This window comes from Colwellia sp. PAMC 20917 (assembly GCF_001767295.1).
Taxonomy (GTDB): domain Bacteria; phylum Pseudomonadota; class Gammaproteobacteria; order Enterobacterales; family Alteromonadaceae; genus Colwellia_A.
Genome location: NZ_CP014944.1, coordinates 3,942,561 through 3,958,936 on the forward strand (window position 1 = coordinate 3,942,561; position 16,376 = coordinate 3,958,936).

General features: G+C 36.1%; 16 protein-coding genes and 1 pseudogene. 16 read left to right on the forward strand and 1 reads right to left on the reverse strand.

The genetic code is table 11. The features are described from left to right. Nucleotides 1-165: 165 nt before the first annotated feature. The 5 genes from A3Q34_RS16860 to A3Q34_RS16880 all read left to right on the forward strand — a co-directional run bounded on the left by A3Q34_RS16860 (nt 166) and on the right by A3Q34_RS16880 (nt 4,183). Entirely contained in the window at nt 166-744 is a 579-nt protein-coding gene (locus A3Q34_RS16860; protein ID WP_083278068.1) for an ECF-type sigma factor, read from the forward strand. A 6-nt stretch (nt 745-750) separates the two neighbouring features. Further along, entirely contained in the window at nt 751-1,434 is a 684-nt protein-coding gene (locus A3Q34_RS16865; protein ID WP_070376405.1) for a protein kinase domain-containing protein, read from the forward strand. Between the two features lie 90 nt (nt 1,435-1,524). Beyond that, nucleotides 1,525-2,220 (forward strand): hypothetical protein, encoded by a 696-nt coding sequence (locus A3Q34_RS16870; RefSeq protein ID WP_070376406.1) that lies wholly within the window; start codon nt 1,525-1,527, stop codon nt 2,218-2,220. After that, a complete protein-coding gene (locus tag A3Q34_RS16875; protein ID WP_070376407.1) occupies nt 2,220-3,119 on the forward strand; it encodes a hypothetical protein in 900 nt (299 codons plus the stop codon). The genes A3Q34_RS16870 and A3Q34_RS16875 overlap by 1 nt, the downstream gene beginning before the upstream one ends. Further along, on the forward strand, nt 3,116-4,183 hold the full coding sequence (locus tag A3Q34_RS16880) for a discoidin domain-containing protein (RefSeq protein WP_070376408.1): 1,068 nt from the start codon (nt 3,116-3,118) through the stop codon (nt 4,181-4,183). Before A3Q34_RS16875 ends, A3Q34_RS16880 begins: the two co-directional genes overlap by 4 nt. Before the next feature lie 15 nt (nt 4,184-4,198). Here the strand turns inward: A3Q34_RS16880 and A3Q34_RS16885 are convergent, their stop codons facing one another. Continuing rightward, nucleotides 4,199-4,792, reverse strand: a complete 594-nt coding sequence (locus tag A3Q34_RS16885) for a hypothetical protein (protein ID WP_070376409.1) — start codon at nt 4,790-4,792, stop codon at nt 4,199-4,201. Between the two features lie 250 nt (nt 4,793-5,042). On the opposite strand from A3Q34_RS16885, the gene A3Q34_RS16890 reads away from it, so the two are divergent. From A3Q34_RS16890 to A3Q34_RS16940, 11 genes and pseudogenes are all read left to right on the forward strand, one after another. Continuing rightward, a complete protein-coding gene (locus A3Q34_RS16890; protein WP_070376410.1) occupies nt 5,043-5,867 on the forward strand; it encodes a hypothetical protein in 825 nt (274 codons plus the stop codon). 47 nt (nt 5,868-5,914) lie between these two features. Next, a complete protein-coding gene (locus tag A3Q34_RS16895) occupies nt 5,915-6,292 on the forward strand; it encodes a hypothetical protein (RefSeq protein WP_070376411.1) in 378 nt (125 codons plus the stop codon). 7 nt (nt 6,293-6,299) lie between these two features. Continuing rightward, entirely contained in the window at nt 6,300-6,650 is a 351-nt protein-coding gene (locus A3Q34_RS16900; protein WP_070376412.1) for a hypothetical protein, read from the forward strand. 139 nt (nt 6,651-6,789) lie between these two features. Continuing rightward, complete coding sequence (locus tag A3Q34_RS16905; protein WP_070376413.1) at nt 6,790-8,766, forward strand: M10 family metallopeptidase C-terminal domain-containing protein; 1,977 nt, start codon at nt 6,790-6,792, stop codon at nt 8,764-8,766. A gap of 91 nt (nt 8,767-8,857) precedes the next feature. After that, a pseudogene (gene rimO, locus A3Q34_RS16910) lies at nt 8,858-9,238 on the forward strand (30S ribosomal protein S12 methylthiotransferase RimO); the annotation flags it as partial. A 251-nt stretch (nt 9,239-9,489) separates the two neighbouring features. Next, a complete protein-coding gene (locus A3Q34_RS16915; protein ID WP_070375281.1) occupies nt 9,490-10,635 on the forward strand; it encodes a tyrosine-type recombinase/integrase in 1,146 nt (381 codons plus the stop codon). An 11-nt stretch (nt 10,636-10,646) separates the two neighbouring features. Then, nucleotides 10,647-12,269, forward strand: coding sequence for a hypothetical protein (locus tag A3Q34_RS16920; protein WP_070375282.1), 1,623 nt, complete (start codon nt 10,647-10,649; stop codon nt 12,267-12,269). Next, nucleotides 12,266-14,173 carry a tyrosine-type recombinase/integrase gene (locus A3Q34_RS16925; RefSeq protein WP_070375283.1) on the forward strand — a complete coding sequence of 636 codons (1,908 nt, stop codon included), beginning with the start codon at nt 12,266-12,268 and terminating at the stop codon, nt 14,171-14,173. Before A3Q34_RS16920 ends, A3Q34_RS16925 begins: the two co-directional genes overlap by 4 nt. 64 nt (nt 14,174-14,237) lie before the next feature. Beyond that, on the forward strand, nt 14,238-14,447 hold the full coding sequence (locus tag A3Q34_RS16930; protein WP_070375284.1) for a hypothetical protein: 210 nt from the start codon (nt 14,238-14,240) through the stop codon (nt 14,445-14,447). Next, complete coding sequence (locus A3Q34_RS16935; protein WP_070375285.1) at nt 14,440-14,841, forward strand: TetR family transcriptional regulator; 402 nt, start codon at nt 14,440-14,442, stop codon at nt 14,839-14,841. The genes A3Q34_RS16930 and A3Q34_RS16935 overlap by 8 nt, the downstream gene beginning before the upstream one ends. A 209-nt stretch (nt 14,842-15,050) precedes the next feature. After that, nucleotides 15,051-16,376: a hypothetical protein gene (locus A3Q34_RS16940; RefSeq protein ID WP_070375286.1), complete on the forward strand. Its 1,326-nt coding sequence runs from the start codon at nt 15,051-15,053 to the stop codon at nt 16,374-16,376.

Sequence of the window (16,376 nt, forward strand, 5' to 3'; positions counted from 1 at the left end):
ATATAGATAAGGTGAATTCGAGGTAGGTACGTGTTTTTTTATTAAAAATGCAATGTAATGAAATAAAAAACTAACTCAAATAATGTATTGAATATTATAGCTTTTTGCTTGATTATATATTGATAGGTTTATATGGAAATTACTCTAAATTATTTAAGTTGATACATGATGTACACTATTGATGAAGAAGCACCAATCACAGCGTTAATTGTTGAATGGAAAAAGGGCAGTAACGCTTCATTCAATGAACTGTTCAAACACTGTTATCAGCATTTCAAGCATGAAGTTAGAAAACAAAAGTTAAAACATGACAACAAAGTTAAGCCAGTAGATTTTTGTATTCAAACAACAACATCAATCGTTCACGACGCTTACCTAAAACTATCCCCTCATAGAGAACAAGCAGTCTGTAATCGTAAAGACTTGTATGTATTAATTACTCAAGTAGTAAAATCTATTCTTTATGATGAGTACCGAAAAGCCACTTCACTAAAAAGAAATCCAAGTAACAACCTAATTCCTGAAAGTTTTGAGGGAGAGTCTTCAGAATTACTGGCAAAATTACTTTTGGCAGATAAGTCATTAAAGCAAGAGAAATCACGTTGTACTGAAGTTTTGAACTTAAACGTTTTTGCCGGATTACCAGCAGAAAAAATAGCAACTTTATTGAGTATCTCTGTTCGTACTGTTCATAATGATTTGAACTTTGCGAAAGCCTGGTATCTAGATGAATTGAGCGCTTAGGTTATTATGAACGATTTATATGAATTATTTCAAAAGCTTGCCATTATTGATAAACCTTTACAGTCAACCTGCTTTAGTCAACTCCAGAACGAATCTCCTAAAAAAGCAAAAAAGTTAGCACAATTATTAAAGCACCATGGTGTATCAACAGACGTCCTGATTGAAAAAATATTTTCTCCTTTAACCACTGTAGACAAACCCGAACTGAGATTAGGGAGGATCATTGATAATAAATACAAAATCGTTGAACTACTAGGTCAAGGTGGTATGAGTGATGTGTATAAAGCAATTAGATGTGACGGGTTAATAGAACATACAGTTGCAGTTAAATATTTTTCTTTAGCGGACACCTTTGAAACAGCCTTACAAATGATAAAAAAAGAAGCACAAATATTGGCTCAATTAGACCATCATTATATCGCTAGCTTCATAGATATTGGTCATGACGATAATAACGAACCTAATATCATGATGGAATATGTACAAGGTCAAACGCTTTTTACATTTTTAAAAACAGTACCTGATGAGACGGTTTTATCTCAGGTTTATGCCACATTAGATGAGGCGAAGGGCTACGTAGAAAAACAGGGGGTTACCCATGGTGATATCAGTTTGAACAATGTATTGGTCGATAAGAATGGTAATGCAAATATTATTGATTTTGATATAGCTCAGTATAAAATTGAGTAATAAATCAAATAAATTTAGTTTTAATAATTTATAACCTGTATTATAAAAACACTAAAAAAATCATTAATATATAAACAAGGAATGTTACTCGTGGTTAAGATTATCATCTTCATTTTTTCATTTTTAATTTATTCAAATCTAAGTTTTTCAGCAGAAACTTTTAAATTGAACCTTGTCAATTCAGCGTTTAACGAAAAATATAATTCTGATGTTCCTGTTAGCGGGCGGGTATTGTCAGGCTTTATGGTGGAGTCAGTTAATAAGCCTACAGATATGTTTTTAGATATACCTAAGACAACTGCTGGGATCATATGTTTACAAGTCCAATCTAAAGATGGCTCATATTTTTCATCTAACGAATACCAAATCACAGATAACACGGTACATGGTGTTATCTCCCCCGACTATCCTACTGAATATGCTGAAATAATAAAGGTTTATAACCACAATGAGTTAGCTATATTGAGCTTCCAAGGTTCGTGTGAACAAAAGAAAGTAAATAATTTACTTATCGCCTCTAGGGGGGATACCCTGTTAACGAATAATGTTGTGTTTTTTATAAACTCCGGTCGCAGTGATGTATTTTTAAATCTCAAAGATAAAAATGGAAAAAATAATACGGTTCAGTGCTTTCGGATTCAAAATGGTAAGCGCACCGCGTATGATACCGAATGTAAAGTGTCACTTGATAAAATTAAAATGGCGAAAGGCAAAGTTTCTATATTAAGACGTAAATCAGGGCGAATGTTTCCTTCTATCAAACTCAATATTAAGTTACAAAGCTAATGAAAAATTCATCTGATTTTTCAAAGCTTACGGTAAATATTGAGTTATTAAGAAACTTTAAGCACACTAAAACAATAGTAAAAATATTTATATTTGCCTTTTTAGCGTTGTATGTTTACGTGCTGTTTATGCCTAGGGAAACTATTTATACAATTAGCGGTGAAACTGAGCATATGGAAATAGAATTCGCTCAGGATATTATTAATGAATGGGACGTATCAAAAGGACTTTTAATAACGAATATACTGATTGATGATTCAATCATATTACCTGAAGATAGCTACCTTTTTGTTGATAACTTAACTAACGTTCAAATTTCAATAAATGAAAGAAGTGAGTCTACTTACACATTGGTTTTAAGTTTGAATAATAAAAATGGTTCTATCGGTGTAATAGAAGCTCCCGATAACATTATTGAATTATCATCATATGCAGAAATTAGCTTACCAATTAACAATTCATTTATATTGCCTTTTCACGGCAAAGTCTACCTTGGTAATGATGTTGGACGAGGAGTAAATAACATATTGCTTAATGGTAACGTTCGAATTATTGAAGAGCAATTATTGAAAGATGGCCGTTATATAGGTGGTGATTTCCCGTTAGATATAGGTGATAGGGTTGAGTTATTTGCAGACTCTCAAATGAGTGAGATCTCTAAAGTAAAAGGTTTTATGAAAATAACGGATAATAAATATTATGAGTTTATTGTTCATGGAGAGGGAGATAAAGTTAAAGTTGAACGGTTAGGAAGCTCGGGCTATGAAATATCACCTTCTTTTTGGTATCGAATTACAAATGACCCAATTGTTGCTGCGCTATCAAGTGTGATTGCGATATTGTTTTTATTAATGGAATTCTCCAGTCTACTTTTTAACTATATAAAGAAAGAACAATGAAAAATATTAATCTAATATTACTTACGCTCAGCTTTTTTATCTTGCTATCAGGCTATACTTTTGCGAAAACAATTACTCAAGTACATATTGAAGCAGGCGAAGTAGGGCAAGGTTTTTTATTAAAACGCTTGAACCAATGTTATTTGATTTCACCCTCCCATGTATTAGGCAATTCATTTTTTGCTAACATAACTACGGGTACTAAAACTCGCGAAATTGGCGAAGCTGAAAAAGTGCAAGTATTTGGTTATGATTTAGCTATTTCAAATGTAAATGGAATAAGTGCAGCTAATTGTGTGACCGATATTAACGCATTTGATCCGCTAGATACGTTATTAAAAAATGCGTCTTTACTAACAGTATCAACAATTAATGTCGATGGCTCTAAGTCTATTACACCGGTGACCTTAATAGACCAAAATATAATAAATTTGAACGTTAAACCACAGTCAGAGCAATTACCTTTATATAAAGGTTTAAGTGGTAGTATTGTCTTTTTAAAAGAAACCCCTGTAGGAATATTGCAATCAGTAAATGCGGAAACAGGGGAAGGCACTGTAATACGCTTTGACCGTGCTATGGAAGTTATAGCGCCATTTTTCTCATCAACATTTTCACAAGTTAAACCTTTTAAAGAAGCTAATACTATAGAGAGTATTCAATTTAATATTAAAAATTGGAGCCATAAGCCAATTGATACCGAGCATAGAGTTTCAGCAATTAATGATAATAAAACAGACTCCTATTGGTCGGCAAAACTTGATGGTAAACCGGTGAGTATTACCCTAGATTTTAATGATTCAATAACGCTTTTAAACGGACTGTCATTGTTAAATGAAAGTGGCTTAAAGCAGTCTTTTCCTCGAGATATAAAGGTGTATTCAAATCGACGAGGGGAAGGGAAAAGAGGATGGACAAGTATTTACTCAGGGACTTGGTCAAATACTAAAAACAGTTTTTCATTGAAATTCCCCCCAGTAAAAGCAAAACGCATAAGAATTGAATTTCTTTCTAATTGGGGAGATGTTAAACAGCTGAGCTTATCTGAATTAACTATCTTTTAATTGATTTTAACCAACTTAAATTATGCTTGCTTTAGTTTTAAACATAGCACCACTGCAATTTACATTGCCCGCTAATTCTGATTGTTCATTTAACAGTAAAGTTCCCGAGCAATAGTAAGTGCCAAATGAAACGGTTAACCCTGATACATTTCCTGGTTTTTTATATTTAGGCTCTTTAGTACTGGCGGCCGTAAATTTTGCTGTTTTTTCATTATATTTATCCATAACCAGTGTTAAGCTGCCGCCAAACTTTTGATATGTTTTTTTATCATTTTCTGTCGCAGCTTCCGCGAGAGTGAAGTAAAGGGTTAAACTAGCAACTTCATTTAATTTATTTCTTAATGCTATCGCTCTTACTGCGTCGTCTGCACTGTTAAAACCTGCCGAATAAGCTTGCTCTTTCATCGCAGTATCTGAAGACTTTAGCATCATATCGATAGCGGCTAAGCGGGTACTCTGATCTGGATCGTTGAGTAATGCTTTAACTGCAGCCATTTCAGCAGAGCGTTTTTTTATCTGTTCAGCCAATGATTCTGCTGATGCGTTACCCATTAAAAATAAGCTAGTAAGCGCTATTATACTTGGAATCGTTTTTAGTGTTTTTTTCATAGTCTTTCCTTATGTTGTTGTGGTTAGTCCTTTATTTTAGACTTGGTTTATACTAATTTATGCCTTTTTGCTTTGCAACTAAATGAATGATTTATAATAAAAAAAATAAAAATACTTTAGTTGGGATGATTTTATGAATTTTATATTTTTAAAATTCATTTGCACTTTTAGTTAGTTATTACGTATCTATTCGATCTTTAAATAAGAGTCTAAGGTGACAACATTATTTTTTAGAAGGTAATTTGTAAATATGGAAAATCAACAAATCGTGAGTTACAACAAAACTAATGCGTTAAGCCATTTTCAAGTGATGAACAAATTAGGAAGCACTTTCTTTATACTTTTTATCATAGGCGCTTTCTTACCCTTGGCTGATTTAGGTGTCTGGTCTGATGAAACATTAAGTTTATACAATATTGCAAACCCAATGGTGTTGTTGATTATTGCAACCTTAGGTCTGCTTGTTACCTTAACTGGCCTTAGCCGCACAGCTTCAAGATTGTTATCTTTAGTGTTTGTGGCTCTTGTTGTTGGCTGGTTTTTAACTCAGCTTTACGACATTTATGATATGGCAAAAGTAGCGAGAGAAATAAGAGGGCGTGACTTTGAGTTCAAACACTTTGCGCGTTCAATAAAAAGTATGGCTCAAGGCTTGCCAATCAACAGTGCAGACGACCTTTTTTCGGTGGCCAGTATTTTATTAATGGCTTCTTTTATTGGCTTAGTGGGCTGTATCTTTTCTCCTCGTTATAAAGAAAATAAGCAATTTAAAGCGGCAATTTTAGGTCAGCCAGTTAAAGTAAATGAATCAACATCAACAGGAGATAGCACAGAGGTTAATAATGCTAAAGCCTCTTCACTTGTAACTAACCTAAAAAGTACTTTGAGCTTAGTTATTACTAAAGCTATAGCGTTCATTAAATATGTTTATCAAATTGTTAAGCCCTTGATTAATGCACTGCTAGATAAAGGCGCAGATATTATTTGCAAACAACAACCCAACTTAAAACGTGAACAAGTAAAAATGGTATTGCTTGGGGTCATAGTTGTTCTAATTTATCTCATCATTTTTTGATTTTCAATCACCTATAACGAATAAATAATATAATAAAGGACAGATTTATGAAATGTATAAAATCACTTGGTTTGGTTGCTATAACACTATCTCTAACAGCATGTGGTGGAATAAAAAGCCAAGCAGAAATTACAAAAATGTCACCAACAGAAGTCGCTGTGCTGGCGTGTAATGCATATAAAAATATTGAATTAGAGCAGCTTCAGTTTTTATTTCCTGAAAAAGCGTACAAAAAGTTTATTAGTAAGACAAGTAAGTATCCAGAGAAGTTTGCTGCGTATGTAGAAAATGTAAATTGTGAAATTAAAAATACAGAATCCATAACTTATAAAAAGATAGATTCAACTCGTATTACTTTTGAAAAATTCGATGCTATTAAAGTATTTAAAGTAGATGGTCAGTATCAAATAACAGTAGAAGGATAAACACATTATGAAAAAAACAATAATACTCTCAGTTCTAGCAGTCTTAGTATTAAGTGCTTGCGGCGACCCAAAAGATGAAGCCAATGAAATTGCACAGCAAGCGTGTATTGCGGATAAAAATAGCGATATAGACACCTTAAGTGACTTGATGAACGATGAGATGTTTGAAATGAACAAGGCAATGCATGAAAACGCGGATCCGTTAATGAAAAACATATTAAAAATGCTTAACTGTGATTTGAAAAGTACAGAAGTATTAGATGATGGTAGTTATATCGTTAATTTCAAAAAACATAATAGCTATGAAGTCAAAGAGGTTGATGGTGATTTAAAAGTTGTTGGCGAGCAGTATTTTTAAATTCATTCTGTTTGGTTTCTTATGATAATAATTTGAAATTAAAGATGATTGTTATTTGTTTTCCGTTTATCATTGCTGTCTATATTGGACTGGAAACTCTCTAATAATGACAGGGAGTTACCACTTAAAGGATTTAAAAATGCTCACAAAATTTGTGCGTTCAGCACTTTCAATTTCATTTTTCACGGCAACATTAGCAACGGCAACATTTGCAAGTGCCTCAGACCCCGTTGACTTTAATACAACACACGTTTTTCCAACTGATAATTTTGACTTACAGCGAGCTGTTGAAGGCTTACGTCACGCCCCTTATGATTATTGGACTGATATTCGCTGGAATGAAAAATCTCCATTGGGTACACCTATAACTATCAAGTTTGCTTTTTCAGGAAAAACGATAGGGGGACGTGATGTCCGTGATTTCTATCCGCGTGAAAAAGAATTAATTATAGGTGCTTTAACTAGTATTAGCCGTGTTTCAGGGATCAGCTTTGTTGAAGATGATCCTATAGATAGGACTGAACGGTATGATTTGTTATTCGAAAATATTGCGGGTGATATATCTTTCTCAGGGCTACCAAGTGATTATCGTTCACCAATAAATAGTGATGATTGTGATAACGGAGGAACTGACTGTGAAATAGGTGCAAGACTTATAGATCTCAGTGTTAATGGACTACTTGACTATCTTAATCCACAACGCGAATTCGATGAGGCCAATTGGGTAGTAGACTATAAGCACGATTTATCAAAAGCCAAGTCTGAATTGCTTTACCATATATTGCAGTCACTAGGTGTTTACCCTTCAGATCATGCAGGGGTAAATGTACAGCTAACCAGTGAATATGATAATAAGTTTTATACTTTAATGTCTTCCAATATTGGGAATTCTTCATCTGAAGTATTTTATCCTACTGATTTAAAAAAATATGATGTAGCGGTATTACAACACCTATACGGCAAAGCTGAAAATACCAACACGGGTGATACCTTGTATACCTATGATGATTCATATGATTTTCATCAGATCATTTATGATGTTGATGGAGTTGACACCCTTAGTGTTGCTGATACTGCCCGAAATAATATTATAGATTTACGCGCAGGCGCCTTTAGTTCAATAGCGCCAAATCCTACTGGTTTTTATGATAAAAATATTGGAGGAGAACATTTAAACCGTAGTAACAATAATTTATCAATTTCTTATGATGTGGTAATCGAGAACGCCATTGGTGGTAAAGGGGATGATGTTTTAGTTGCTAACTCTGTAGCTAATATGCTTGATGGTGGTGACGGTATTGATATTGCTAAGTTTGCTGGCAATAAAGCTGATTATACTATTGAAATCATCAACGCTTATACGGTAGAGGTAACATCGGTTGTGGTTACTGAAGATAAAGATAGTTTGGTTGATTTTGAATTTATTCAATTTGCAGATGAAACCATTGTCATTAATAAAGCGCCTGTAGTTACTATGCCTGAAACAATTACAGTGAGAGAAGGGTTACAAGCGAATATTGCGGTTACAGTTACACAGCCTGATGAAGATGTTCATAGTTATACATGGACTCAACTTGATGGTATAGAATTAACACTGGAAAACGCAGATAACTTAAATGTTAATTTTGTTGCCCCTAGCGTTGATGCCCAAGAAACTATTAACCTGCAATTAGTAGTTTCAGATGGTGCTAACGTTATAACCAACACTGTTACTATTATTGTAGTTCCAAACAACACACCAATAATAACTAATGTTACAGCAGACCAAACTGTTGATGAACGAACAACGGTCACATTAACTGTTATCGCTACTGATGCCGACAATGATGCGCTAACTTACCGTTGGGTTGTAAATGACGCAACAGTAATATTAACGGGTGATACGACTGAGACTGTTTCATTTACTGCTCCTGATGTTACAAGTGATACTGCTTTAACTGTTCAAGTTTTTGTTTCAGATGGTTTTGATGAAGTGAGTAGCGAAACACGCACTGTAACTGTTACAAACATCGAAGCTCTCGTCTTTCTTCCAACACCTGAAGAGAAGAAAAGCAGTGGTGGCTCTTTTGGTTATCTTATCTTGCTAATTGCGGGTTTAAGATTATTTAGAAAGTAAGTATTTTTAAATATACTTAGCGTTGGCCGCGTTGTACAAGAAAGCCAGTTTTATTAATTAACTGGCTTAACTTAGCTCAAAGCAGCCAAGAATATTATCAAAGCCTTTAAACATAAAGCTCTCCTGTGGGATTGGTGTAAGTATGCTCGGCTGCCCAAAAAATCTTGTTGATAGCGAGCTTATCCTTACTCAGCTTCGCACTGAAGGTTACGATGTAACCAATAGCTACGATGATGCAGAATTAGTGATTGTAAATACCTGTGGTTTCATTGATTCAGCCGTTCAAGAGTCTTTAGACACTATTGGTGAAGCACTTGCTGCAAAGGGTAAAGTATTGGTTACTGGCTGTTTAGGTGTTAAGAAAGACGAAATCATCGAATTACATCCTAATGTTTTAGGTGTTACGGGACCTCATGCTTACGATGAAGTGTTAACACAAGTACACAAACATGTAGCCAAGCCTGTTCATAACGGTTGTCTTTATGAGTAATGACATCCATCAGATTGCTCTTTCTTACAGTTTTTCACACAACGCTGACATTTGATAGACAAAAAGCCTCAGGAACCGAACGCAATAAGTTTTTATAATACCCCCATAAATTACCAAACATAAACTTTAGGGAACAATTATTATGTTATCTAGAGTGATAAGTGTAACAACCACTTGCATTAACAAGCAACCCACCTATACTGTTTTTATGTACAGCTTGGGTGGGGTAGGTAATGATAATAATAAATAGCACTTCTGACTTTAAGATTAAGGGTTATCCAATACCTGATTTCCCTTTGTTAACTTGGTCTACGAACAATGATATTTTAGGTATTGAAGCAGGAATGCTCTTTGGGGAAGGTCTAGAGTTTTTAACTTATGAGTGTCTTAAACGAGGCAGAGTTAAAAGTAAGAAAACATGGAACACCTACGCAAAGCATCTAGTTAGCTTCTTTACCTTTTGTGAAGACAACGAGCAAGACTGGAGAGATATTGAAGATGACGACATACACGAGATGCTACTCGCCGTTTATCGAGACTCTTGCCAAGAAGATTTTGGCATATCATCCAACTCAACCAATCAGCACTTAAGAACCATAGTAAGGTTTTACAGACATGCTGTAGGACGTGGGTGGGTAAACTCACTTCCTTACTCATTAGAGGATGTAAAGGCCAATCACAATCAACACAGCTTCCTTGCTCATACAGTTACTGACGGCGGCATAACCGCTAGCGTTGATATCATGTTAACGACGAAGAAAACATCTATAAAGTTTTTACAAGTTGAAGAGATAAAAAAACTCCTTAGCAGTATTGAAAATCCAACCCTTAAGCTTATGACTAGGCTTTGTTTGCAAACAGGTATTCGTAAGAAAGAAGTGCTGTTATTCCCTCTAGATGTTATCCGTAAACCCAGAGTTGGTGAGCATCTGTGTCGAGTAGATATTAACCGCACCAAGGGTGAGCACGAACGAAGCGTAGATATACCTCCTCGATTAATGGAAGACCTCTGGCAATATGTTAACACCACGAGATTTCAGCAAAAAGAAGACTCTGGAGTTGAATCTGAACACCTGTTTTTAACCTCATCTGGTGAAGAATGGAAAGCTGACGGTGACGGCTTTAATAAGGCACTAAAGGTTTTGAAATTACCTTTTAAGGTTAACCCACATAAGCTGAGGCATACTTACGCAACCCATATGTTAAAAGGACTGCTAAAGGCAAAAAATATAAAGTTCAGCCCATTGATGTATATCCAAGCTAGGCTGGGTCACTCTAGCCTCACCACTACAATGAAATATCTACATTTAATTAATGACTTATTAGACGATGTTACTATCGAATATCAAGATGCTATCAATGAACTTGAAGCAGCATAAGGGCAAAGGGTATGACTAGAAAAAAAGACAGGAAAATTAGTGCTGACCGCTTCAAAAAGGTTCACGTCACCGAGCCAATGATAGAGGCTAACGCTGCCCAAGGGACTGTGCGCCCAATAGACCCTAAAATCAACTTCCCAGGTGTTGGCTCAAAAGGTGGTAATGGCGCTAACTATGATATGACCCAGCACTACGGCAAAGGCTTTGACGACATAACCAATCGAGCGTTCTACACCGTTAAAACACTACTAAAAAGTAAAAATGGAACAGAAAATACTAAACATGGTTATTTGAGCCGTGGCTTTAAATATCTATCAGATTACCTAGTAATCTGGCATCACACTTTATCTCGGGAGCTTACCCATAAAGACATCACACCTGAATTTATCGAAGGGTTTAAGGGGCATCAACTTGGGTCTGGTAAAGGTTACGTAAGCCAGAAGACGCTTTACGCAACAGCGAAAAGCTTATTGACTGCAATGCGTAATAACGGGTATTGGTCTATATCCAATGAGGCGTTCAGTGAAATATTCCCAAAAAACCCTTACCCCAATTCCAATAGGCGAGTAAAAGGAGTTAAACCTTTCAGTGAGCATGAGAAACGCCAACTTGTTGTTGCATTAAAACAAGCGTTAAGGCCTATTTACGCGCTTAATCGTAAAGAGCCATTAACAGGCTATGAACTAACTGTATGCCTCCTAGCAATAGCCATGCAAACAGGCATAAATACCACGCCTTTATTAAATATGACAACGGACTCTCTAAGTGACCATCCCCTTAAGTCAAACCGCAAGCTACTTACGGTCTATAAAGCCAGAGGTAATGCTACACAGTTGCACAACTTGCGTAACTCAGAGCAAGTAGAGTTAGTGCAAGGGGTGAAGCTTGATGTGGCGTATATTATTGAAAGAATAACGGCGTTAAACAATTCTTTGAGGGATGAGGTAGGCTCTGACATTCTGCTGCTTTATCGCCACGGGAGTAAAATCACTTCTCTTACCTCTGGAACCCTGGGAGTTAACATTGCCAAACTAGTAGAGACCTACGAACTTAAAGATGAAGATAATAAAACCATCAAAGTAAATCTAAGCAGAATTCGTAAAACATTTATAAACGGTATTTACGAGCTTTCGGGCGAGAACATACTCATAGCAGCAAAATCGGCTAAGCATAGCGGTACAGGTACAATAGACCATTATTTAGAAGCACCAGAGGAGTCTAAAAGAAACTTAGGATTGATGGGCGAAATTAGAGTGAAAGAGCTTACAAGTGATACTCAACTCACCCCAACAGGTCGATGTAAAGACCCGATAGATGGTGATAAAGCACCTAAAAATGGTACAACCTGCGCGGACTTCCTAGCGTGCTTTCGATGCAAAAGCTTTGTTATTACTGGGGATGATTTATACCGTCTATACAGCTTCTATTGGGCTATTGTGCGAAATAGAGACTCCTTTGGTCGTAAGGATTGGAAACGCTACTTACGAAATGTGATGAGTGTGATTGATAGTGAGGTTGAACCAGCGTTCATAGAAAAAGGCATGATAGGTCACCTTCAAACCGAGAAAGAGCGCGCAAGGTTATCACCACACCCTTATTGGGTTAACTTAGATATGCTTAGGGTAGGACAATGATACACGGACAAGCGGAACTCACTGAACGTGAATTTGAACAACAACGAGCGACAGTTCCAGTCAAAGATGGTATAGCGCTAAAAAGAGCGCAAAAAGGCTCTTTGACGGGTATTGCAACCTTCATCAAATTAGATAATGGCAACTACCATGTGCTTTCTCGATATGAAAACGATATATGGCAATATCCCGCAAGCGAATTCCCAAGCGGGAAGAAAAAATCCGAAGAAGCACTGAACTTCACTCGCATCACGAATGAATCAATAAGAGCAATGGTAAAGTGGATAATATGGAATAAAAGAAATGAAGGAAACTCTATCGGCAGCTTACAGAATAATTTGTATTCATTAATATCTTTCTTTGCATGGATTGATAAGACTGACACGCTTTCAGTTCAGGGGCTTAATGCTTTCACCGCACAAGCGTATGTAGCGCATGTGAATACGCTAACAATTAAACGCAAGGGTAAGGTAAGCCCTGTATCGAAAACAACAAAACTTAATAAGTTTGTTGCGCTCGAACAACTGTATTTGTATTGCAATTCGTTTGATTTTGTCAAAGAACAACCTTGGTTTGAAAGCAGTGCTAGTGAACAAGCAGGACATGTGGGTCCGGCTCTAAAAGATAACCGAAGCAAACCTAAAACCCTGTTAATTCCTGATAACGTATTACTCCCTCTATGTGGATTTACAAAAGATTTTCTTGACCGAGCTAATGAGATTTTAGACCTAAGAGATAAACTAGACGGATTTACTCCAACGAGAATATTTACTTCGAATCAAGTAACAACAAAGCGAACTTACCTTCTATCGCTCTCTACTTCCTTTGATAAGCTTAATGACTTTAATAATGCCTTACTATTACTGCGAGATAGCTGCCTGTTTTGGATATTACTGACAACAGGAATGCGCATTCATGAAGTGCTTGGCATTAAGCGTGGCGCGTACCGGACAGAAACCAAAGACGGCGAAACATATTATTATATCGAAACCGTCTCTAAGAAAACTTACACTGGGTTGGCGGAGTGGATTGCACCCAAAATAGCAGTTGATGCCATTAAAATACTAGAGCGCAGCTCAAGCACTTTACAAGCACTCTTAGAGGTTGAGTTAGCACAAGCAAAAACCAACAGTGACCATGCAGAAGTCAATCGCCTAACAGATATATCTGGAAAAGTGTGTATATCGTACAGCAAGACCAATTCAACGGTAAGTGTATTAAGTTCAAAGGCTGTTACCTCAAAGAGACTCCCTAACTTGTGCAAACAGGTTAATGCCGATTGGGACTTATCGTCGCATCAGTTCCGCCGCACGTTCGCTAACTACGTGGCACACAGTGAATTAGGTGATTTGCGTGCACTAAAATACCACTTTAAACACTGGTCTATTACTATGACTGCACTTTATGCGTACAACGATGCTCTTGATCTAGAGTTATTTGAAGAAATGCTTAAGGAGAAGTATTGGGTTGAAGAGCAAATCAAGTTCGACTGGTTTGACTTAGATTCCCCCATCACTGGGGGCGCCATTGCTGAGCGAATCATGCAAGTTAGAGGTGATGAAGAACGTATTAAAACCTTCAAGACAAAACGAGACATGATTAAAGCATACTCGGGTAACATTCCAATTCGTTCAACAGGGATTGCCTGGTGTACCAACGACGACGATGGTTGCATGGGTGGCAAGTGCGAAGAATGCGAATCAGGCATTGTTGACAAGAACAATCAAAAACACTGGGAAGGTATGCTTATTCAGCAATTCGAACTGTCTAAAGTGGATGATATAGGAGAAGCTGGACAAGCCTCGGTAGCCAAAGGAATGGTGAGATGCGAAAAGGTTTTAACGTCCCTTGGAGTCGATGTGGAAACAATGAAAGATGATATTCGTAACAACAATCATGCGGCCTAATTTCAGTAAGTCCAATTTAGCTTATTTGATTTGGGTAACAACAATCAAAAGGAAGTGTTTTTAGATGTCTAAAAAGCAAAAGAAAACAGATAAAGATGACCAAATTAGCATGTGTGATGAGTTTGGTTGGAAGCTAGCGCATGGTGGTAAAAGAGCTGGTTCTGGAAGACCAAAGGGCGCTATAGAAACTAAGGTTCTACGCGTACCTGTTGACCTTTTGCCCCAGGTTAAACAACTCATAGATGACTATAAAAAAGAGATTAATAATGACTAATCCAGTGAAAGAATCTAAAGCACATAAAGCAGTTCGAATGGCTATAATTAGGATTGAAAAAGGCAGACCTAACGTAGTAGATAAAAAACGTAAAATAAGTGTATCTTCTGTAGCTGAAGAAGCTGGAGTGACTCGTAATACCATTAATCGTGATTGCCCTGATTTACATACTAGAATTCAGGGGCTTATGAATAAAGAAGTTAGAGAGCAGCTTAAGCTTAAGCAAATAGAGCTAAACAAGTTCAAAGAGCGTAATAAGGATTTGAGACATGAGGTTGAAGAATTGAAAACAATGCTTTCGGTTAAACAGTCTAAGAACGCAACGTTGATGCAAAAAAACGGTAGATTAAACGCACAGAAAGCGAAAAACAGTAACGTAGTTACTCTGATGTAACGCTATGTTCTATTAACTCAAAGCCTTTAATATATGTGCTTAGAGTGTTTAATGTGGCGTGCAGAATAATTTTTATTATGAATAAACAACAGATGTTAATATTACAAGCTTTTACAATTTAATAAAAATAACCTATCCCCTTGATCTAACTAAATGGATTTATTCGACTTTTTTGTTATGATGCTATGCGGCTAATTAAGGAGAAGCATATGGATTTATGGAAAGAAATGTATTTACTAAAACATTCAGAACCACAGTTTGTTTTTGATAGCTTAGAAAAAAATCGTAGAAAAAAAATAAACATTATGGATGAAGATAGAAGCAAGTTAGAAGAAATGCTTCTTGAACGAAATGATCCAATTATAGATTTAGCTCTTGCACTTCATGGCTCAACTCCTGATATTGGTTATGAATTATTTAAAAGGCCAGACAAGGAACTACAATTAGCAACATTGTCAGGAACACAGGTACTTAAAGAATTTTTAGGGAAGGATGATTTTGCAGATAGAGTGCTTAATGACTTAATTGAAAAAGACGATACTGAATTATACCGAGCATATTTTTCTAATGATTTACTTCCTGATGAAATAATAATATCTCTTTATGAACGAGAAGAACCATTTGATAAGTTAGATGATCGTGATTGGGTTTTGTGCTGTAGTTATACAGATAAAAATAAAAGAATATCCACGCCTTATGATCGCACTTGGATTGATGGTTTCGATGAATACCTATATAACAGTCTATTTCATGCTGGTTGGAAGTTATTTGAAAAATTTCCTAAAACACCTTTGGCTGCAAATGTTCTTTCTCAACTAGCATGTAAATTGGTTACCCAGACGCCACATGATTTTAATATCATTGATGCCCTTAATCGCTGGCAAAAAGAGACTGATACTGACAGTGATGCATATGATATGGCTCGATCATATGGCGCCAATATGATTACTGATTCTAGAGAATTTCAAGAATTGAAAAAATCAGATGATTTTGCTTTAAGAAAAGCATATTACAGAAATCAAAAATGGGTTAAGCCTGAAGATGTGCTTGAAGGATTTGAAAAGGATTCTATCAATTACATTGATGAAGCATTGAATAACATGAATATATTTTCTAACGCTGAAGCAAGAGAAGCACTAAGAAAAGTATGCTGGGACGCTCCAGATCCTGGTAGCCGCATGGATCAAGTAAATTATTTTAACGGACGTTCTGAATACTGGCAAAGTCAGCACCCTGAATGGTTCAAAGATGAATGGACAGGTGAATTACCATTCGAAGAAATAGAAAATCAGAATGACAGAATAGAAAAGCGTATTGAGCATTTAAGTGACGGTCTAAACAAACTGAATAAAAAATTAAGTGTTGAGGATGACTCTGATTATGAAAATGAAAGAGAAGTTAGTATTACTCATTATTTAAAGTCTGAAATGGAAGCTATAGCTCAATTATTGGTGCAAATTCATAGAAAAGTTCATTCAGGCTTTATCTATGGTGTCATTGGAATAGCTATTGGATACTTTATAGCTCGTTATTAA